16 protein-coding genes, 2 tRNA genes and 1 pseudogene are annotated in these 20,327 nt (G+C 52.2%); 6 read left to right on the top strand and 13 right to left on the bottom strand.

The genetic code is table 11. From position 1 onward, the window contains the following. Positions 1–65: 65 nt before the first annotated feature. From wbaP to B880_RS0105195, 3 genes are all read right to left on the bottom strand, one after another. Positions 66–1,535, bottom strand: a complete 1,470-nt coding sequence (gene wbaP, locus B880_RS0105205; protein WP_026042434.1) for an undecaprenyl-phosphate galactose phosphotransferase WbaP — start codon at positions 1,533–1,535, stop codon at positions 66–68. A gap of 356 nt (positions 1,536–1,891) precedes the next feature. Beyond that, the gene (locus tag B880_RS0105200) at positions 1,892–2,125 is read right to left on the bottom strand and encodes a DUF1480 family protein (protein ID WP_017346319.1); all 234 of its coding nucleotides are present in this window, start codon (positions 2,123–2,125) and stop codon (positions 1,892–1,894) included. Between the two features lie 74 nt (positions 2,126–2,199). After that, entirely contained in the window at positions 2,200–3,927 is a 1,728-nt protein-coding gene (locus B880_RS0105195) for a potassium/proton antiporter (RefSeq protein WP_017346318.1), read from the bottom strand. 342 nt (positions 3,928–4,269) lie between these two features. Here B880_RS0105195 and B880_RS0105190 point away from each other — a divergent pair, with 342 nt between their 5' ends. After that, positions 4,270–4,803 carry an NlpC/P60 family protein gene (locus tag B880_RS0105190; protein WP_017346317.1) on the top strand — a complete coding sequence of 178 codons (534 nt, stop codon included), beginning with the start codon at positions 4,270–4,272 and terminating at the stop codon, positions 4,801–4,803. A 117-nt stretch (positions 4,804–4,920) separates the two neighbouring features. On the opposite strand, the gene B880_RS0105185 is transcribed toward B880_RS0105190, so the two are convergent. Further along, positions 4,921–6,201 (bottom strand): YeaH/YhbH family protein, encoded by a 1,281-nt coding sequence (locus B880_RS0105185; protein ID WP_026042433.1) that lies wholly within the window; start codon positions 6,199–6,201, stop codon positions 4,921–4,923. Positions 6,202–6,278: 77 nt separating this feature from the next. After that, entirely contained in the window at positions 6,279–8,213 is a 1,935-nt protein-coding gene (gene yeaG, locus B880_RS0105180) for a protein kinase YeaG (RefSeq protein WP_017346315.1), read from the bottom strand. 615 nt (positions 8,214–8,828) lie between these two features. Here yeaG and B880_RS0105175 point away from each other — a divergent pair. Next, a complete protein-coding gene (locus B880_RS0105175) occupies positions 8,829–9,650 on the top strand; it encodes an aldo/keto reductase (RefSeq protein ID WP_017346314.1) in 822 nt (273 codons plus the stop codon). Here B880_RS0105175 and B880_RS0105170 read toward each other — a convergent pair. Then, entirely contained in the window at positions 9,647–10,525 is an 879-nt protein-coding gene (locus B880_RS0105170) for a D-hexose-6-phosphate mutarotase (protein WP_017346313.1), read from the bottom strand. The two genes, B880_RS0105175 and B880_RS0105170, sit on opposite strands and share 4 nt — an antisense overlap. Before the next feature lie 71 nt (positions 10,526–10,596). Then, positions 10,597–11,595, bottom strand: a complete 999-nt coding sequence (gene gapA, locus B880_RS0105165; RefSeq protein ID WP_017346312.1) for a glyceraldehyde-3-phosphate dehydrogenase — start codon at positions 11,593–11,595, stop codon at positions 10,597–10,599. 338 nt (positions 11,596–11,933) lie between these two features. On the opposite strand from gapA, the pseudogene msrB reads away from it, so the two are divergent. Together msrB and B880_RS0105155 are read left to right on the top strand one after the other, a co-directional pair. After that, a pseudogene (gene msrB, locus B880_RS24740) lies at positions 11,934–12,342 on the top strand (peptide-methionine (R)-S-oxide reductase MsrB). Positions 12,343–12,345: 3 nt separating this feature from the next. Next, positions 12,346–12,627, top strand: coding sequence for a YeaC family protein (locus B880_RS0105155; RefSeq protein ID WP_026042431.1), 282 nt, complete (start codon positions 12,346–12,348; stop codon positions 12,625–12,627). A gap of 38 nt (positions 12,628–12,665) precedes the next feature. Here the strand turns inward: B880_RS0105155 and pncA are convergent, their stop codons facing one another. The 3 genes from pncA to sppA form a co-directional block, all read right to left on the bottom strand. Beyond that, positions 12,666–13,274 (bottom strand): bifunctional nicotinamidase/pyrazinamidase, encoded by a 609-nt coding sequence (gene pncA / locus B880_RS0105150; RefSeq protein WP_017346310.1) that lies wholly within the window; start codon positions 13,272–13,274, stop codon positions 12,666–12,668. A 15-nt stretch (positions 13,275–13,289) separates the two neighbouring features. Further along, positions 13,290–14,303, bottom strand: coding sequence for an asparaginase (gene ansA, locus B880_RS0105145; protein ID WP_017346309.1), 1,014 nt, complete (start codon positions 14,301–14,303; stop codon positions 13,290–13,292). A gap of 84 nt (positions 14,304–14,387) precedes the next feature. Further along, positions 14,388–16,253, bottom strand: a complete 1,866-nt coding sequence (sppA, locus tag B880_RS0105140; RefSeq protein WP_017346308.1) for a signal peptide peptidase SppA — start codon at positions 16,251–16,253, stop codon at positions 14,388–14,390. Positions 16,254–16,418: 165 nt separating this feature from the next. On the opposite strand from sppA, the gene B880_RS0105135 reads away from it, so the two are divergent. Next, positions 16,419–16,970 carry an NAD(P)H nitroreductase gene (locus B880_RS0105135; RefSeq protein ID WP_017346307.1) on the top strand — a complete coding sequence of 184 codons (552 nt, stop codon included), beginning with the start codon at positions 16,419–16,421 and terminating at the stop codon, positions 16,968–16,970. Positions 16,971–17,129: 159 nt separating this feature from the next. Beyond that, complete coding sequence (locus tag B880_RS0105130; RefSeq protein ID WP_017346306.1) at positions 17,130–19,046, top strand: DNA topoisomerase III; 1,917 nt, start codon at positions 17,130–17,132, stop codon at positions 19,044–19,046. A 48-nt stretch (positions 19,047–19,094) separates the two neighbouring features. On the opposite strand, the gene xthA is transcribed toward B880_RS0105130, so the two are convergent. The 3 genes from xthA to B880_RS0105115 all read right to left on the bottom strand — a co-directional run bounded on the left by xthA (position 19,095) and on the right by B880_RS0105115 (position 20,292). Beyond that, a complete protein-coding gene (xthA, locus tag B880_RS0105125; protein WP_017346305.1) occupies positions 19,095–19,901 on the bottom strand; it encodes an exodeoxyribonuclease III in 807 nt (268 codons plus the stop codon). A gap of 175 nt (positions 19,902–20,076) precedes the next feature. Next, positions 20,077–20,161, bottom strand: a tRNA-Tyr gene (locus B880_RS0105120). A gap of 46 nt (positions 20,162–20,207) precedes the next feature. After that, a tRNA-Tyr gene (locus B880_RS0105115) sits at positions 20,208–20,292 on the bottom strand. Positions 20,293–20,327 lie beyond the last annotated feature (35 nt).

Genomic DNA, 20,327 nt, shown 5'->3' with positions numbered 1-20,327 from the left:
GAAAAGGGAAGAGTGGGCAGGGAGAAATTGTCATACCTGGTATCAGGTATGACAATCAACCTTACTCAGTAGGCACCGTCACGGCGGAAAACCACACCAGCGGTTTTAAACAGGATCGCAATGTCAGTCCACAACGCCCAGTTTTTCACATACCAGGAGTCAAAGTAGACGCGGGTATCGTAGTCGATATCATTACGCCCGCTGACCTGCCACAAACCGGTCATTCCCGGTTTCGCCATCAGATAATAATCCACGTCGCCAGCATAGCGTTCCAGCTCTGCTTCAATCACCGGACGCGGCCCGACCAGACTCATCTCGCCACGCAAGACATTCCAGAGTTGGGGCAGCTCATCCAGGCTTGTTTTCCGCAGAAATCCGCCAATTTTGGTGATACGCGGATCGTTTTTCAGTTTGAAATCCCGATCCCACTCTGCCCGGGCTTCCTCACTGGTGGCGAGTAACGTTTCGAGTACCTCTTTAGAGTTGGTTACCATTGAGCGAAACTTCAGGCACTTAAACTTCTGGCCCTCATGCCCCACACGTTCATGACCGTAAATGGCATTACCGCCGTCTCGTTTAACCATAAAACACAGCAAGCCAAATACGGGCGCGAGGAACAGCAGCAGTATGGAGGCAACAACGATATCGAAAGTGCGTTTCAGCAGGCGTGAAGAGTGCTTCGCCAGATTATTGCTGACGCGCAGGATCATCACTTCGTGGCTGAAAATAAATGACATGTCTGTGCCATACAGTGGCACGCCGCGCAGTGTAGGCACCACTGACACCGAACGGCATTTCATTTTAGAGAGGAATTTCAGCCATTTGTCGCGTACCGGCTGCTGCTCAAACTCCATAGCCACGATGAACTGGGTATTCTCACGGTCTATGGTCTGCCAGTTAATATCTTTCCAGGTGATAACCGGCACGCCATTAACGCTCTCTGGCCGTTGCTCATCACACTCCACCGCAATAAAAGCCTGTACGTTGTAGCCTAAGATCTCTTCACTCTGCAATGCGGCGTAGGCTTCACGGGCATTCTTACCGGAACCAATAATAATGGTCTCTTTCTGCCACTGACCGGCACGGTTAATGGCATGTTTTACGATGGAACGAAACAGCGGCAGCAGCAGCAGGGCAAAGCTCCAGCTAAACAACCATACCAGACGCGAGAAGTCCCATTTGGAGAAAGCAATCAGTGCCAGATCAAGCAGGGAGAAGACCACCAGGGTTTTGACAATCTCTTTCAGCTCGAACCAGAAAGGTTTGCGATAGGTGTAGTGGCGTAAGCGCATCCAGAACCATCCTGTGCATAGGACAGACATCACGAATTGCGCCACAAAACGGTACTCAATCTGTTGCGGTGGAATGAAGCTGTTCAAATCGCCCCATATTCCCTGAATAGTCACCGCTGATAAAAACAGGGCCAGGTTGAGGGCAAGTAAATCGGAAATGCTTAGCGCTAATTTAACGATAATATTTTTACGGAACCCGCTCCATGAGCGAGTGTTTGCATTTAAAACTATTGTACTTGCCATATAACCTGCTCTCTTTACTGGAGTAAAAGATGGTCTGACCAGAATCAAGTACGCGTTCAGGATGAGAATGTCATTGCCACAGGACTGCAAGCCAGGAAGCTAAAAAGATAGATAAATCAAAGCAATGCATTCACCTTCGGCGAGTACATGTTTTACTTTTAGAATAAAATGACGACTCAGGGAGTATGCATTAGAAGGAGAACACTGGGAACAGGGTAAAAATCTTAAATTACTTTTTAACCAAGCGGGCACTTTGCTGAAGAGGGAAAATGAATGACACGGCAAGGAAAATAATTTTTTTAGGATTAACGCCATATATCAGAATAAACGCCAGCCACCAAGGCTGGCGAAAACAATTAAGCGGGGCGGTTTAACACCCAGCTGTCCTGTTCTTTATCGTAATGGTCGATTTTCAGATCCATGCGACGACCATCGATCCACGCCGGGACGCTGGTTTCGTGATCCCAACCATCCAGCTGATAACTCAGGCCTGGATTGGTATTGCAGGGGATGCTGACGTCCCGCACATTGTTGGGATTGAACTCAGCATCAACGATTTCATAGCGCCCAATCTTGACTACATGACCCATAGCAACCCCCAGTAAATTGACCATAAGATAACCATAGTCATTTATGGCACGGATCAACGCCAGTGGCTTTCAGATTATTCTCTCTCTTCTGTGACCTTAACCCCAATTTTGGCGATACGGTTGTCCTCTTTCTCTGCCACGGTCCAGATAAGATTATTCCATTCGACCTGATCGCCCACCACCGGGGTACTGCCCAGCATCGCCATAATCAACTGACCCAGTGACTGCTGCTGGTTGGTTTCTTCATTGATGTCGAGGCCATAAATTTGCGCCACATCCCCCAACCGTGCTTCGGCATCCAGAATAAAGTCACCAAAGAAGCGTTGGTCCATGGCAACAGGCGGTGACTGGCTAAACATTTTGCCCAGCGCGGAGAGATCGCGTTCACGTCCAATCACGCACAGCACATCCCCCTCTTTTAGCCGCGTGTTGTTGCCGGTGGGCAGCAGCACATTGTCGCGAAACAGCGCGGCGATCCGGGTGTCGCGCGGCATTTGTAAATCACGCAGCGCAGCGCCGACACACCAGTTATCCGCACTCAGTTGGTAAACAAACTGTTCCCACGGATTTTCCGGGTGAATATCCAGCCCAACGCGGCTGATGGGGGACGCGGTGGGAGGAACAATGACCTTGGCTTTTTTCGCCGCAAACCCCAGTGATGTGCCCTGAAGCATTAACGACACTAATACCACAAAGAAGGCGATATTGAAGTAAAGACGGGCGTTTTCCAACCCGGCCATCATCGGGAACACCGCCAGAATGATGGGGACCGCCCCACGTAATCCTACCCAACTGATGAAGATGCGTTCACGTCCGGTAAAACCACGGAACGGCAGTAGCCCCACCAGAATTGACAGCGGACGCGCCACCAGAATCAGCCACAGGGAAAGAATCATCGCGGGCACCGCGATATGCCATAAGTCAGACGGGGTGACCAGCAGGCCAAGCACGATGAACATGCCAATTTGGCTCAGCCATGCCATGCCATCAAAGGTTTGTAGAATGCCGTAGCGGTTGCGGATTGGGCTATTGCCTAACAGGAATCCACACAGATAAACCGCCAGAATGCCGCTGCCTTCCAGTAGGGTGGTGAGGGCGAAAACCAGAATGCCCCCGCTGACCGCCAGCAGAGGATACAGGCCCTGAGGCAGGCTGATGCGATTGATAATTTGCTGTAGTGACCAACCGCCACCGAGGCCAAGCACAATACCTAAGCCGAACTGCTGCACCAGATGGACAAGGAACATCCAGCTTAATCCATGTTGGCCTTGTTGAATCATCTCTATCAGGGTGATGGTTAAAAATACGGCCATCGGGTCGTTGCTACCCGACTCAATCTCCAGGGTGGCGCTGACGCGCTCGTTCAACCCCTTATCGCCCAACAGGGAAAAGACCGCTGCGGCATCGGTTGAGCCGATGATGGCACCAATCAAAAAGCCCTGCATGATATCGAGGTTAAATAGCCAGGCGGCCATCATACCCGTCAACCCTGCGGTAATTAGCACGCCAATGGTCGACAGCGATAGCGCAGGCCCCAGAGCCACGCGCAAGGAGCTGGCTTTGGTACGCATACCACCATCGAGCAGAATCACGGCCAGCGCGAGGTTAGACACCAGGTAGGCGACGGGGTAGTTATCAAAGGCGATGCCGCCGATGCCGTCCACGCCGGTCAGCATCCCAAGCGCCAGGAAGATAACCAGAATGGGGATCCCTAAACGGGATGAAAATGAACTGAGCAGGATGCTGGCGGCCACCAGCACGGAACCGATAATGAAAAGACTGTAAATAACGCTGGTGTTCAAAAAGGGGATCTCCTGCAGAGCAAAATGTGCGGTAAATCAGGGTAGGGACCCCATCCAAGATAGTGGTTAAACAAACGGTTGCAAGTATAAGATGCAGATAAATGGCGCTCTGAGTGCTTTTACCGCTTTAGAGGCCAGTTTTGTCATGAACATCTTAACACCTCATCTGCCATAGATACCGGTCTGATACAGTGCTGCACGGTAATTATGAAATAAAATTTTGCATTTTTGTGCGCTGACACCACGATTCTATACTTTCTTTTATGTGTCAATTTGCTAATTTGACACAATAATTGCCCCTTAACCGCCTGAAATGGCCATTAATGACGGTTTATTTGCCTCATGGACAAACCTGTGCACAAACTCGCGATTCTTGCTCTGATATTTTGTGTGACTGCCTGCTCCAGCCATAAGGGGCAGCAGCCGGTTAACCAAACCGCCGATCAAGGCGCTGCTACTGCGAATCCAGACATGATTGCGGTTGTGGCGGCATTACACGATCAAATGCATCATTGGGAAGGTTCGCCCTACCAGTGGGGCGGTACGCAGCTAAAAGGGGTGGATTGCTCCGGGTTTGTCTGGCGTACGCTGCACGATCGCTTCAATATGAATATGGATCGCATCACCACCGCCGAACTTATCCGTATGGGTAAACCGGTGAAGAAGAGTAGCCTGCAACCGGGCGATCTGGTGTTCTTCCGCATCAAAGGGGAGTTGCACGTTGGGTTCTATGACCTGAATGACAATTTCCTCCATGCATCCTCCAGCCAGGGTGTCACGCGTTCTTCGCTGAACAACCCATACTGGCGTTCAGTCTATCTTGAGGCGCGACGTTTGCCGCAGGAGAGGAATGCCACTATCACGCTGAATGGCTAAGCGGCGATTAAACAACAGGGGGGTGTTGTACTCGCAACATCCTGATAGTTGTTTAAGTTTTGAGTATTTATTGGGATAGAAGAAAAAAGCAGCCAGAGATGACTGCTTTTGCCTGTGTTAACGCGGTTCTTCAACCTGCTTACGAAACAGCTCACGGAATACCGGATAGATATCTTCCGGTTCACGAATATGCTGGATGGCAAAATTATCAAACACGGATTGCAGGTGCTCGTACTCACGCCATAGCGTCTGATGCGCACGGCGAGTGATTTCGATATAGCTGTAGTAGCGCACCACAGGCAAAATGTGTTTTGCCAAAATTTCATGACATAGCGGTGAATCATCCGCCCAGTTATCACCGTCCGAGGCTTGAGCGGCGTAAATGTTCCACTGCGCCGGATCGTAGCGTTCTTTAACCACTTCATCCATCAACTTCAGTGCGCTGGAGACAATGGTCCCGCCGGTTTCCTGGGAGTAGAAGAACTCCTGCTCATCCACCTCTTTGGCCTGCGTATGGTGACGAATGTACACCACATCAACGTTTTTATACGTCCGGCTCAGGAACAGATAGAGCAGAATATAAAAGCGTTTTGCCATATCTTTCGTGGCTTGATCCATCGAACCGGAGACGTCCATCAGGCAGAACATCACCGCCTGGCTGGAAGGCTCGGGGCGCTTCTCAAAGTTTTTGTAGCGCAAATCGAAGGTATCGATAAACGGCACGCGGTCGATACGCGCACGCAATTCGGCGATCTCCTTGCGTAAACGCTCCTCTTCCAGCAGTTGCACCGGTTCCGCGTTTTCGACTTCACTCAGGGTCTCTTCCAGTTCACGTAGCATGCGACGCTTGCCCGCCGTCATGGCGGTGCGACGTGCCAGCGAGTTCTGCAAAGAACGGACCACACTGATATTAGCGGGAACGCCATTGGCCGTGAATCCCGCCCGATGGGTTTTATACTCGTTCAACTGGCGGTGCTGATTTTTGCGCAAATTAGGCAGCGCCAGATCTTCAAACAGCAAATCCAGATACTCATCTTTTGAGATCTGGAAGACAAATTCATCCTGTCCTTCACCATCCTGGCTGGCATTACCCTGGCCACCACCGCCGCCTCCGCCACCACCTTGCTGGCGTTCGATGCGGTCATTCTGCACAAAGTGGTCGTTCCCTGGATGGACGCGATGACGGCTGCCACCGCGGCCCTGATGGAAACTTGGCTCGTTGATATCGTCAATTGGAATGGAAACAGACTCACCGCTCTCAACATCGGTCACCGAGCGTTTATTGATGGCCTCGGAGATCGACTGCTTGATTTGCGATTTATAACGACGTAAAAAGCGCTGCCGGTTGACCGCACTTTTATTTTTGCCGTTTAATCGCCGATCGATGAAATAGGCCATAAAATTCCCCCAAACTGCATTGTAAGCCGGGTCGGCCAAAGCCGACCCTGATAGAAACGCTTGCTTACAGACGATGATTATGAAGACTTACGCACGCGCAGATACCATTCGCACAGCAGGCGAACTTGCTTGCGCGTATAGCCTTTCTCCATCATGCGGTCGACAAAATCATCATGTTTTTTCTGCTCATCGGTCGATGTTTTGGTATTGAACGAAATCACCGGCAGCAGCTCTTCCGTGTTGGAGAACATTTTTTTCTCGATCACGGTGCGTAACTTCTCGTAACTGGTCCAGTTCGGATTGCGGCCACTATTATGGGCACGGGCGCGCAGCACGAAGTTGACAATCTCGTTACGGAAATCTTTCGGGTTACTGATACCCGCCGGTTTCTCGATTTTCTCCAGCTCAGCATTCAGTGACTCACGGTCAAATAACTGCCCGGTATCAGGATCGCGATACTCTTGATCCTGAATCCAGAAGTCCGCATAGGTCACGTAGCGGTCAAAAATGTTCTGACCATATTCAGAGTAAGATTCCAGATACGCAGTCTGAATCTCTTTGCCGATGAACTCCGCATATTTAGGGATCAGATAGCCTTTCAGGTGCTCAAGGTATTTCTCTGCCAGCTCCTGCGGGAATTGCTCACGTTCGATCTGCTGTTCCAACACGTAGAACAGATGAACCGGGTTAGCCGCCACTTCCGCGTGGTCAAAGTTAAACACGCGTGACAGGATTTTAAACGCGAAACGGGTGGAGAGACCGTTCATGCCCTCATCAACCCCGGCGTAATCGTGGTACTCCTGCCAGGACTTAGATTTCGGATCGGTATCTTTCAGGCTTTCCCCGTCATAGACGCGCATTTTTGAGTAGATGCTGGAGTTTTCCGGCTCTTTCAAACGAGAAAGAATCGAGAAGCGAGCCAGCGTTTCCAGGGTGCCCGGTGCGCAAGGTGCAGAGAGCAATTCACTGCTGTTTAACAGTTTCTCGTAAATCTTAATCTCTTCCGATACACGCAGGCAGTAAGGCACTTTTACAATGTAAACACGGTCGAGGAAGGCCTCGTTGTTTTTGTTGTTACGGAACGTCACCCACTCAGATTCGTTAGAGTGCGCAAGGATAATCCCGTTAAACGGCAGGGCAGAGATACCCTCAGTCCCGTTATAGTTACCTTCCTGCGTGGCGGTCAGCAGGGGGTGCAGCACTTTAATCGGTGCCTTGAACATCTCGACGAATTCCATGATGCCCTGGTTCGCACGGCACAGCGCACCAGAATAACCGTAGGCGTCGGGATCGTTCTGCGCATGGTTTTCCAACTTACGGATATCCACTTTACCGACTAGGGCGGAAATATCCTGGTTGTTCTCATCACCCGGTTCAGTTTTGGCAATGGCCAACTGTTCCAGAATGGATGGCCAGACTTTTACGACTTTGAAGCGAGTAATATCACCGCCAAACTCATGCAGGCGTTTAGCCGCCCACGGCGACATAATGGTGCCAAGGTAACGCCGGGAAACGCCATATTCTTTCTCCAGAATATTGGCGTCTTCCTGCGGATTAAACAGGCACAGAGGATGATCGTTAACCGGGCTACGTTCGCCATCGGCGCTCAGCACGTAGATTGGCACGCGCTGCATCAGTGATTTTAGCCGCTCCGCCAGGGAGGATTTACCACCCCCAACCGGGCCGAGCAGGTAGAGAATCTGTTTCTTCTCTTCCAGTCCCTGGGCGGCATGTTTGAGATAGGAGACGATCTGCTCAATGGCTTCTTCCATGCCGTAAAATTCTTCGAACGCCGGATAGCGGGCGATCACACGGTTAGAGAAGAGGCGAGAAAGGCGAGGCTCCTGGGCAGTATCAACCATCACCGGCTCACCAATAGCCGTTAACAGTCGCTCTGCGGCGTTTGCGTATGCACTGCGGTCCTGCTTACAGATAGTGAGAAATTCCTGCAAGCTGAACTCTTCGTCTTTAGCAGCTTCGTAGCGCTGACGATAGTGATCGAATATATTCATAGCGATGCCCGTCCTTTCGTTTTTAGCACAGGTAAAGGAGCGTAATTACAATGCTCGTGCAGCTCCCGGAAGATATTCTCTTAATGAGTACAGCAACCCTCATGCCAACCTGATGTTTTTATCCAGATACACAATTCTTATGGTTACTCTGCTCGTACTGCTTACTCGTCTTACTTCTAACTGTAGATGGCATTGAAGAAATTTTCTCTGCGATTGTCGATCATTTAGCGATTAATCAATAACAAAGTCTGATAACGGCATTAGCGAAGCGCAAAAGTTCACGATGAAATCTGCCTCAAATGGGGCACCTCCAGCGGCACCTTGGCCTGGGAGAGAAAGTCTGACAAAGGTGTTGCTTCAGACCTTATGAACATTGTTATATTTATGGCGTGAATAAATTGTGAAGCAATTCAAACTTAACGCGTATGCCATATTGTTGTCATCCCCCTGAGTGCCATTTTGTTTAACCTGTCGCAAAGGTTAACACTCAGGGGAAAGCCTATTTTGTGATTGAGCATGCACCATTATGGGGGGTAATTCTGTGACACCCCAAAACAGGGCACCAAAATTGTGCAGGAGAGCATTGTGACAAAGTCAGTCATTTTTCCCGGAGAAATGCCGTTACCCGCCATCGGTCAGGGCACCTGGTTTATGGGCGATGATCCGGGCTTACGGCAACAAGAGGTGAGTGCCTTACAGGCTGGACTGGAACAGGGACTGCGTGTTATCGACACTGCTGAAATGTATGCTGACGGCGGTGCGGAAGAGGTGGTTGGAGAGGCACTACGCGGGCGTCGCGATCGGGCATTTTTAGTCTCCAAGGTGTATCCGTGGAATGCCAGTGAAGTCGATGCCGTTGAGGCCTGTGAACGTAGTTTACGTCGCCTTAATACCGACCGGCTGGATCTCTACCTGCTTCACTGGCGCGGTAATATTCCGTTAGAGGAGACGATTCGTGCCATGGAACTACTCCAGCAGCAGGGGAAAATTCGCCATTGGGGGGTATCGAACTTTGACGTCGATGATCTGGAAGAGCTGTGGCAGGAACCTGGCGGCACTGGTTGTGCGACTAACCAGGTGCTTTACCATCTGGCCTCGCGAGGCATCGAATACGATCTGTTGCCAGATTGCCAGCAGCGCGAGATCCCGATCATGGCCTACTGCCCACTGGCGCAGGCGGGCCGACTCCGCCAAACGTTGTTTAGTCATCCGCTGGTTGTGGAATCGGCGCAGCAGCTGAATATCAGCGTGGCGCAGTTGCTACTGGCCTGGGCGATCCGTCGCGACGGGGTGATTGCCATTCCAAAAGCCAGTTCGGTGGCACATGTGCGCGACAATGCTGCGGCATTGGAAGTCACCTTGCATGACGAGGTGCTGATGGCCCTGAATCAGGCTTTCCCGCCGCCACAGCATAAGCTCACGCTTGATGTCGTTTAAGTTTTATCAGTGCGCAGTCTGAACGTGCTTGCCAGTCGGGCAGGGCGTTCAGCTGCACTGATCAGCGGTTCATGGATACGCGCCGTTTCTACGCACACCATGGTTTTATAGCCATCGTTGCTCATATCCGCCATGCTGCAAGAGAGCTCTGGCCCTGGATTCCAGGTAACAACATCACTTTGATAGTGATGATAAATTTCAATAGCACGTGCGCCTGCACCATCGTGGATCACTGAGCAGTCGGCAGGCTGGGTAAATATACGGTCGATTCGCCCAGGGTAACGCTGTTTGCCCTCGCTTTGCCCCTCAGCATCCGCGTTGACCTTGTCAATAAAATGCGGACCCAGTCCACTGACCTCAACCTGCTTAATATCTGCGACGTTAAAATAGCTGTGCAGCGCGGCGGTGGCAGAAAACTCGCCGTGGGCTTCCAGCTCAATCTCACAGTGTTGACCCAGGCGGAACCGCGCGATCAGGGTAAATTCATGTGGCCATAACTTCTGCGTTTGTGCATTCGACTCCAGCACGAAGGTCAGCATCACGCCTTTTTCGTCCGCGTTATGTGCCGACAGGGTCCAGGTTTGTGTGCGGGCAAAGCCATGAGCCGGATTTCCTGCCGGGCCAAACCATGGCCAACAGATGGGGACTCCGCCGCGTAAGGCTTTTCCGCTCTGGAATGGCGTCTTTTCGCTCAGCCACAGCACCGGCTTTTCGCCCGCGGGCTGCCAGGCGAGGAGATGAGCGCCCTGAGTCGCAATCGCAGCGCGTACCAAAGGGTGGTTAATGATTAATAGCGGCAGCTCATCTTTTTGCCGAAGTGAAAGATAGGGGGAGATTTGCTTCACTACCGGTAAAGAAAATAGCGTGTCGTGCATAAAACCTCCGTGGTTAAGGCAATAAAAAAGGCGACCGAAGTCGCCCTTATCGTTGCTATGTTGTGGCGAAATTACTTCGCAGCAACCAGTGCAATCAGGTCGAGAACTTTGTTGGAGTAACCCGTTTCGTTGTCATACCATGAAACCAGTTTCACAAAGTTATCGTTCAGTGCGATAGACGCTTTAACGTCGAACACAGAAGTCAGTACTTCGCCGTTGAAGTCGGTAGAAACCACTTCATCTTCGGTCCAGCCCAGCACGTCTTTCATGTCGCCCGCAGCGGCTTTCTTAACAGCTGCAACGATCTGCTCGAAAGTCGCGGCTTTTTCCAGACGCACAGTCAGGTCAACCACAGAGACGTTCGGGGTAGGAACGCGGAACGCCATACCGGTCAGCTTGCCTTTCAGCTCTGGCAGCACCACACCCACGGCCTTAGCAGCACCAGTAGAAGATGGGATGATGTTCTGAGCTGCGCCACGGCCGCCGCGCCAGTCTTTGTGAGACGGGCCATCAACGGTTTTCTGGGTAGCGGTAGTTGCGTGAACAGTGGTCATCAGACCTTCAACGATACCGAAGTTGTCGTTGATCACTTTAGCCAGTGGTGCCAGGCAGTTAGTGGTGCAAGAGGCGTTAGAAACGATATCCTGGCCTTCGTATTTGTCGAAGTTTGCACCACGAACAAACATTGGGGTCGCATCTTTAGATGGACCAGTCAGAACAACTTTCTTAGCACCGGCCTGAATGTGTTTACGGGCAGTTTCGTCGGTCAGGAAGATACCGGTTGCTTCAGCAACCACATCAACACCGGCTTCGTCCCATTTCAGGTTGGCAGGATCACGTTCAGAGGTAACACGGATTTTTTTACCGTTAACCACCAGTGCGCCATCCTGAACTTCTACGGTGCCGTCGAAACGACCATGAGTAGAGTCATATTTCAGCATGTACGCCATGTATTCAGCGTCCAGCAGATCGTTGATTGCAACGATTTCGATGTCTTGACGCTGCTGCGCAGCACGGAAAACGATGCGACCGATACGGCCAAAACCGTTGATACCTACTTTGATAGTCATATATTCCACCAGCTGTTTGTCAGTGAATAAAAGGTTGGCAGTAAAATTACAAAAACCTTGCCAGGCGTCAAGCGGAATCGTGTCAATTGTTGTTCAGCATCAATTCCTGGCGTAGGAATTATTCCCTACGCAAACGCTTGCGTCAGGCTGGCAACCGGCCTTTGTTTTTGCTGACCGCCGAAGTTTAAAGAGATGGCAGAGATAAAAGGTGATCGTAATCACAATTCTTAACGACAGAGGGCGCAGAGCGACTGAGCGCACGAAAAAAGACCCACGAATACTGCATGTTTGTTAAAATAGTAGCTGAATTTTCAGAATAACACCCCCCGGACTCGTTTATGGCCAAAGACACTACCTTCGAGGCAAAGCTTGCAGAGTTAAGTGAGATGCAACGCTATGTCACGCAACATCGCGGTACAGAACCCCCTTTTACCGGTGCGTTGTTACACAATAAAGACGCGGGTATCTATCATTGTCTGGTTTGTGCAGCACCGTTGTTCCTTTCTGAAACCAAATACGAATCAGGCTGCGGCTGGCCAAGCTTTTATCAGCCGGTAAACGATGATGCGATCCGCTATCTGGAAGATGACACACGGAATGCACCGCATTGAGATCCGTTGCGGTAGCTGTGATGCGCACCTCGGTCATGTCTTCCCGGATGGCCCAGGGCCTACGGGTGAACGCTACTGTGTCAATTCAGCCTCGCTCAGCTTTACCGACCAGCAGGGCAGCGAAATTAAGGGCTAATGCATGAAGCAGGAATTGGCAGCGATGATTGAAGCCATGACGCCAGAAGTGTATCAGCGCCTGGCGACGGCAGTGGAAACCGGCAAATGGCCTGATGGTGTGGCGTTAACGCCGGAACAGCGTGAGCATTGCCTTCAGCTCGTTCTGTTATGGCAGGCACGTAACAACGAGGATCCTCAGCATATGACGGTGGGTACTGACGGTCAGATGGTGATGAAAAGTAAGAAGCAACTGAAAGAAGAGTTCGGCATCGAGCCGGAAGTGACGCGGATCAATCTGCACTAAGCGGGAAGACAGGCGGTAGCATCTACCGCCTGTTGTGTTTAGATCATCACAGCGCCCTGTGCCGCCATTTGTGACAGTGCGATGGTACTATCATCCGGGTTCAGGTTAACGCCGCGACAGCCCTCTACCACGACTTCAACGTTGTATCCCAGCTCCAGTGCGTCCAGCACCGTATACTTCACGCAGTAATCGGTAGCAATGCCTAACACCACTAAATCGGTCACATCGCGTTCCCGCAGCCAGCTATCCAGCTCGGTTTTACGACGATGGCCGTTATCGAAGAAGGCACTGTAACTGTCGACATCAATGTCCTGACCTTTGTAGAACAGCGCATCAATCAGACTACGATCCAGATCGGGATGCAAATCTGCCCCCACCGACCCTTGTACACCATGGTCTGGCCACCAAATCTGTGCCAGTCCATTTAACTCGCCCAGCGTATAAACAGGCTCGCCAGAAACTGAAGCGAAACTGCCATGATTGGCAGGATGCCAGTCCTGTAACGCCAGAACATATTCACCTTTTCGACGGAACTCTCGTGCATAGCGGTTTGCTACGTTAACAGTCAGATCGCCTTCCTTGACGGCCATCGGCCCGCCTGGGCAGAAATCGTTTTGTATATCAATGATAATGAGTGCCCGCTTCATAGGTTCCGCTCCACTTCACTCGTTCGTCAGTTCGCCACGCAGGTTCTGCTGCATCAGATCACGAATCTGCTCGCTGGAAAGGTCTTGGCTCAACAGGAAGTGCAGCTTGGTTAGCGCTGCTTCAACCGTTAAATCAAAGCCACTGATTACGCCTGCATGTTCCAGCGCATTACCGGTGGCGTAGCCACCCATGTTGACCTTACCGGAGATACATTGGGTCAGGTTTACCACCACGATCCCACGCTCATGCGCCTCGTGCAGTTCCGCGAGGAACTCGGCGTTTTGCGGGGCATTGCCCACGCCGTAAGAGCGTAAAATCAGTGCTTTGACCGGCTGGCGCAGGAAGTTACGCACCACATCCGCAGAAATGCCCGGGTAAATGGTCACGACACCAATCGGCTGTGGCGTGATGGTATTCACCACCAGTGCCCCAGACCCCTGTGGGGCCGGCGGGGTATTCAGGCGGCGAATATGGATGCCAGCTTCCAGCAGCGGGCTAAGATTCGGTGAAGCAAACGCGTTAAAGCCATCTGCATGGGCTTTGGTGGTACGGTTACCCCGGAACAGCGTGTTGTTAAAGAACAGTGACACTTCATTAATCGGGTAATTCGCCGCGACATACAGCGAGTTCAGCAAGTTTTGCTGACCGTCTGAACGCAGTTCAGCAAGCGGGATTTGTGAACCCGTGACGATCACCGGTTTCGCCAGATTCTCCAGCATGAAGGAGAGGGCAGAGGCAGTAAATGCCATGGTGTCGGTGCCGTGCAAAATGACGAAACCGTCATAGGCATCGTAATTTTGCTGAATATCGTCAGCAATCGATTGCCAGTCCTTTGGAGTCATATCAGAGGAGTCCATTAATGGCTGATATTCGTGGATCGTGAACTCAGGCATCTCTGGACGATGGAACTCAGGCATCGCTGCGACTTGTTGCTGTAAGTGACCGGAAACAGGGATATAGCCCTGTGCAGAACGCTGCATGCCGATCGTACCGCCAGTGTAGGCTACGTAGATTTTCTTTTTTTGCATTATAAACTCGGGCTTGCCGTAAAAAGCGCAGTATAAGGGGTATGGCGGGGAAAAGCAGCCCGAACAACGTTCGGGCTGCGAGCTTTATCGCACTTCGCCGCAGTTCAGGCAGAAGGCATAGCGGTTTTGTGGATCATTCAGGTTATCTAACAGACCCGGTTGTGATTTCAGCGCGCTCATCACATCCAGCATCGGCGCAGGCAGCATCGCTTTCAGCGTATCAGGCACGACCGCGCGCACGGAGGCATCCATCTGTCCGAGCAGCAGGTCCACCAGACCCGGCTCATCCTGATACCATTTCAGCTGTGGCTGCGCGACTTTAGCGAGCTCAGCCGCTTTTTTCACGGCGTCATCGAAGTCACCCAAGGCATCAACCAGCCCGTTGGCTTTCGCGTCAGCACCGGTCCAGACGTGGCCCTGTGCGATAGCATCAATTTGCTCTGGGGTTTTATGGCGTGAAGCGGCCACCAGACCGACAAAGTTGTGATAGCCGTTCTCAATGGTGAGCTGCATTAACTGCTGAACTTCCGGTGGCAGTGCCTTGGTCGTGGCAACATCCGCCAGCGGCGAGGTTGCGACGCCATCAGTATGCACGCCAATGCTGCTCAACGTATTCTCCACCGTATTAATGACACCGAAGATACCAATCGAGCCGGTTAAGGTAGTTGGGCTGGCGATGAGATAATCACCTGGCGTTGAGATCCAGTAGCCACCAGAAGCGGCCATACCGCCCATGGAGATAACCACCGGCTTACCGGCTGCATGTGCGGCTTGTAACTCTTCACGAATGGCTTCGGAAGCGCTAACGCTGCCCCCTGGGCTATTCACGCGCAGGATAATCGCCTTGATTTTCGGATCGAGACGCGCGGCACGAATTTGTGCGGCAGTGGTATCGCCGCCAACGTTGCCTGGCGTTTCTTCACCGTCCATGATGGCACCGCTTGCGAGGATCACTGCGATGTTGCCACTGTCAGTGGAGGGCGGCTGCTTGAGGGTGTAGTCATAGATGCTGACGCTGCGATAGTCATTGGTTTGCTTATCCCAACCAAAGGTTTTCACCATCTGTTGATCGGCCGCCGCGCGGCTTGCGAGTTCATCAACCAACTTGCTCTGCAAGGCATACTTCGCCGTATCACCCTGCAGGGTTTGCAGCAGAGTTAACATCCCCTGTGCGCCAGGGAACACTTGCTCTGGGGTAATCTGGCGGTTCGCTGAGACGGTGTTGAGATAGTTCTGCCATAACTGGCCAATCCAGCGGCTATCGGCATCGCGCGCGGCAGGAGACATATCATCACGCAGGAACGGTTCCACGGCAGATTTATAGGTGCCGACGCGGAAAACGTGTGAGGTCACTTGCAGTTTATCCAGCAAGGCTTTGAAGTACAGGCCATTGGTGGCAAAACCGTGCAGATCTACCGTGCCCTGCGGGGAGAGGTAAATTTTGTTAGCGAAGCTCGCGAGGTAGTATTGCGCCTGGCTATAGCTGTCACCCAGCGCGTACACCGGTTTGCCGCTGTCACGAAACTCGCGCAGGGCTTTCCCCACGTATTGCAGCGAAGGCTGATCACCACCGGCAAAATTACGCAGATCCAGCACGATACCGGTGATGTTTTTATCCCCTTTTGCCTGACGAATGGCATCAACGAGGTCAAACAGTGAGTTTTCCTGTAAACGGTCGCTGTTGGTGCCCAGCAGTGAGCGTCCCAAACGACTCAGACGGTTGCTGACCGATGGCTTATCAACAATGACGCCGCTGAGATCGAGTTTCAGCGCGCCCTGTTGTACCTGTGCCGCCGCTTCTTTGTTGCCGCTACTCACCTGTAGCCAAATCCCGACCCCGACCAAAATCAGCACGATCAGGAACAGATTGAGGATAAATTCCCGGATAAAATTCAATACTCGCCAGATCCCGCGAAACAGGCCTGCGATTATTCGCCACAATGTGCGCATAGACTCTCCATATTCACTCAACCGGAGCGCGTTAAACGCTCTCCATAACGGCCCTAATCCTAAAGAGCAGCAGGGGAAATGTCAGCAGGAAATCACACCGGACTGTTACAAAAAAAATCCGCCTGTGCCAGGATAAAACCTGAATAGTGACAATGGAGAAGGCAAATGGATGCCCTTGAATTACTAAAAAACCGCCGATCGGCTTCGCGCCTGGCAGAACCGGCGCCTGCCGGACAGGCGCTGGAAAATATCCTGCAGGCGGGTTTACGCGCGCCAGATCATGGTGGTCTTCAGCCTTGGCGTTTTATTCTGGTAGAGAATGAAGGCCGTGAACGTTTCAGCCAGTTGCTGGAGCAGGCGGCTCGCGAGCAGCAACTGGATGAGAAAGCGATTGAGAAAGCCAGCCAGTCACCGTTTCGCGCACCTTTGATTATTACCGTCGTTGCGCATTGTACTGAGCATCCTAAGGTGCCGCAGTGGGAGCAGGTGGTTTCTGCCGGTTGTGCCGTGATGGCAATGCAGATGGCCGCGCAGGCTCAGGGCTTTAATGGTATCTGGCGCAGTGGCCCGTGGACGGATCATCCAAAAGTAAAAGCTGCCTTTGGTTGCCGTGAGCAGGATGCGATTGTTGGTTTCCTCTACCTGGGGACTCCACAGTTGAAAAGCAGTACCACTGTACTGCCTGTGGACAGCACACCTTTCATCAGTTATTTCTGATTTTTTAGCCATTTTCAACCGGTTACCCCACCGGTTGAACAGTTCCTGTGCGAAAGATCGCGAAGCGCGCTGCGTGCTCTTATCACCTTAGCCAAGGCAGGCTACCATAGCGCATCTGCTGTGTTGTCAGCTCTCATTATGTTGGAGAATCCAGGGCCGATGCGTTTGTTTATTGCTGAAAAACCCAGCCTTGGGCGTGCAATCGCCGATGTTTTACCGAAACCCCATCGCCGTGGCGATGGTTTTATCGCCTGTGGCAACGATCAGGTGGTGACCTGGTGCGTGGGCCATTTGCTGGAGCAAGCGCAGCCGGAAGCGTATGACGGGCGTTTTGCCCGCTGGTCGCTGGCCGACCTGCCGATTGTGCCTGAGAAGTGGCGTTTACAGCCGAAGCCCTCTGTAGCAAAACAGCTGAAAGTCATTGAGGGATTGCTGGCGCAGGCTCATGAAGTGGTGCATGCAGGTGACCCGGATCGTGAGGGGCAGCTGTTAGTGGACGAAGTCCTGGACTTCCTGCAACTGCCCGCCGAGAAGCGGCAAAATGTGCAGCGTTGCCTGATCAACGATCTCAACCCCCAGGCGGTTGAGCGGGCGATTGGGCGTTTGCGTTCCAACCGCGACTTCATCCCTCTGTGCGTTTCTGCGCTGGCGCGTGCGCGGGCAGACTGGCTCTACGGTATCAATATGACCCGTGCCTGGACATTACTCGGCCGAAATGCCGGGTATAATGGCGTGCTCTCGGTGGGCCGCGTCCAGACCCCGGTACTGGGCCTGGTGGTGCGACGCGATGAAGAAATTGAAAACTTTATCCCCAAAGACTATTTTGAGGTGAAAGCCCACATCGTCACCCCGGAACAGCAGCGCTTTATTGCCAGCTGGGTGCCGAGTGAAGCCTGTGAACCCTGGCAGGATGACGAAGGGCGTTTGCTCCATCGACCGTTAGCCGATCACGTAGCAGAACGAATTGGCGGCAAACCGGCGTTGGTCACCGCTTATAACGATAAGCGTGAAACCGAGCCTGCACCGCTGCCATTTTCACTCTCTAGTCTGCAAATCGAGGCCGCAAAACGTTTTGGCTTTAGTGCGCAAGAGGTGCTCGATCTCTGTCAGCGCCTGTATGAAACCCACAAACTGATTACCTATCCACGTTCCGATAGCCGTTACCTGCCGGAAGAACATTTTGCTGGCCGTCATAGTGTGCTGAACGCGATTCAGGTGCACCAAAACGCGTTAACCCCTCCGGCGGACTTCGATCCTGAGCGGCGAAACCGCTGTTGGGATGATAAAAAAGTGGACGCGCACCACGCGATTATTCCCACTGCCCGTAGCAGCGCGGTCAAACTGAGCAGCAATGAACAACAGGTCTATGAGCTGATTGCACGGCAATATTTGATGCAGTTCTGCCCGGATGCGGTATTCCGCAAATGTGGCATCGATCTGGAGATCAATGGCGGCAAATTTGTTGCTAAAGCCCGTTTCCTCGCCGAAGCAGGCTGGCGTGCTCTGTTAGGCAACAAAGAACGCGATGAAGAGAACGATGGCATGCCACTGCCGGTGGTGGCCAAAGGCGATAACTTGCTGTGTGAGCGCGGGGAAGTCCTGGCGAAACAGACTCAGCCACCGCGCCCCTTTACCGATGCCACATTGCTGTCAGCCATGACGGGCATTGCGCGTTTTGTGCAAGATAAAGATCTTAAAAAGGTGCTGCGTGCTACGGATGGATTAGGTACAGAAGCCACGCGCGCCGGGATCATAGAACTGCTGTTCCGGCGTACTTTCCTGGTGAAGAAGGGGCGCTATATCCACGCTTCGGAGGCTGGTCGGGCGCTGATTCATGCGCTGCCAGAAATGGCCGCACGGCCCGACATGACCGCTCACTGGGAGTCGACCCTGACGCGCATCAGTGAAAAAAATTGCCGCTATGATGAGTTTATGCAGCCGCTGGTCTCTGTGCTGACCGACCTGATCGTCCATGCACGGCAACAGCCGACGATGCAGGGGCTGCGAGGTCTTTCTGCGCCGGATAAATCGCGTTCGGCATCCCGAACCAGACGCAAAAAAAAACCGGCAGCCTGAGGCTTACCGGTGTTTGACCGCGTGGCAGAGAGCCACGCGGCAGTTCAGTTAAAACTGAAAAGTTGACCAGATTGGCGCATGGTCGGAAGGTTTTTCCATTGCGCGCAGTTCATAATCAATGCCACTGTCAATGCAATGTGCTGCTAACGGTTGGCTAGCCAACAGCAGATCGATACGCAGACCACGATTATCATCAAAGCCTTTTGAGCGGTAATCGAACCAAGAGAACTGGTCGTTTGCTTCCGGGTTACGTGCGCGCCAGGTATCCACCAGACCCCAGTTCATCAGACGGTCCATCCACTCACGCTCTTCTGGCAGGAATGAACATTTACCGGTGCGTAACCAACGCTTGCGGTTATCTTCACCGATGCCGATATCCAAATCGGTGCTGCTGATGTTCATATCACCCATGATCATCACCGGCTGGTCGGCGGTGAGGTGGGTTTCCAGATGCGCTTGCAAATCCTGATAGAACTTCGCTTTGGCCGGGAATTTGGTCGGATGGTCACGGCTTTCGCCTTGTGGGAAGTAACCGTTAATGACGATGATATTACCGATAGGGCTGGGGATTTCTGCCATGATGATGCGACGTTGCGCCTCTTCATCATCATTAACAAAACCACGACGCACTTCAACCGGCTGTGCTTTGGTCAACAGCGCAACGCCATAATGGCCTTTCTGACCGTGGTAGAAGACGTTATAGCCCAGTTTTGCCACCTCTTCGAGTGGGAACATATCATCATGGACTTTGGTTTCCTGCAAACCGATAACATCAGGTTGATGCTTTTCAACCAGGGCAGCTAGCTGATGCGGACGAGCACGTAAGCCATTAATATTGAAGGAGACAAATTTCATGGAAAGACCCATTGTGTGAGTGGGGTAGCGCTGGATGGTAACGACTTTTGTACCGGAAGTTAAGCATTAACACCGGCAATAAGGCGTTGCCATAGTGATATCGCATGACAGATAAAATCAGCGTGAAAATTGTGCAGGCTAGAGGAGTAATGCAGAAATAAAAACAGGAAGATAATGGTGGTGGGAGAAGGATTCGAACCTTCGAAGTCGATGACGGCAGATTTACAGTCTGCTCCCTTTGGCCGCTCGGGAATCCCACCAGGGTAATGCGCTAATTGTGTTGCCGGGTTAACAAACCGATTCAGATGGTGGCGGGAGAAGGATTCGAACCTTCGAAGTCGATGACGGCAGATTTACAGTCTGCTCCCTTTGGCCGCTCGGGAATCCCGCCCACTTACTGAATGTTTGTGCCTTAAGGCGGGGCGC

It is taken from the genome of Pantoea sp. A4 (genome assembly GCF_000295955.2).
Lineage (GTDB): Bacteria > Pseudomonadota > Gammaproteobacteria > Enterobacterales > Enterobacteriaceae > Pantoea > Pantoea multigeneris.
This window is presented reverse-complemented; position numbering and strand designations above follow the sequence as displayed.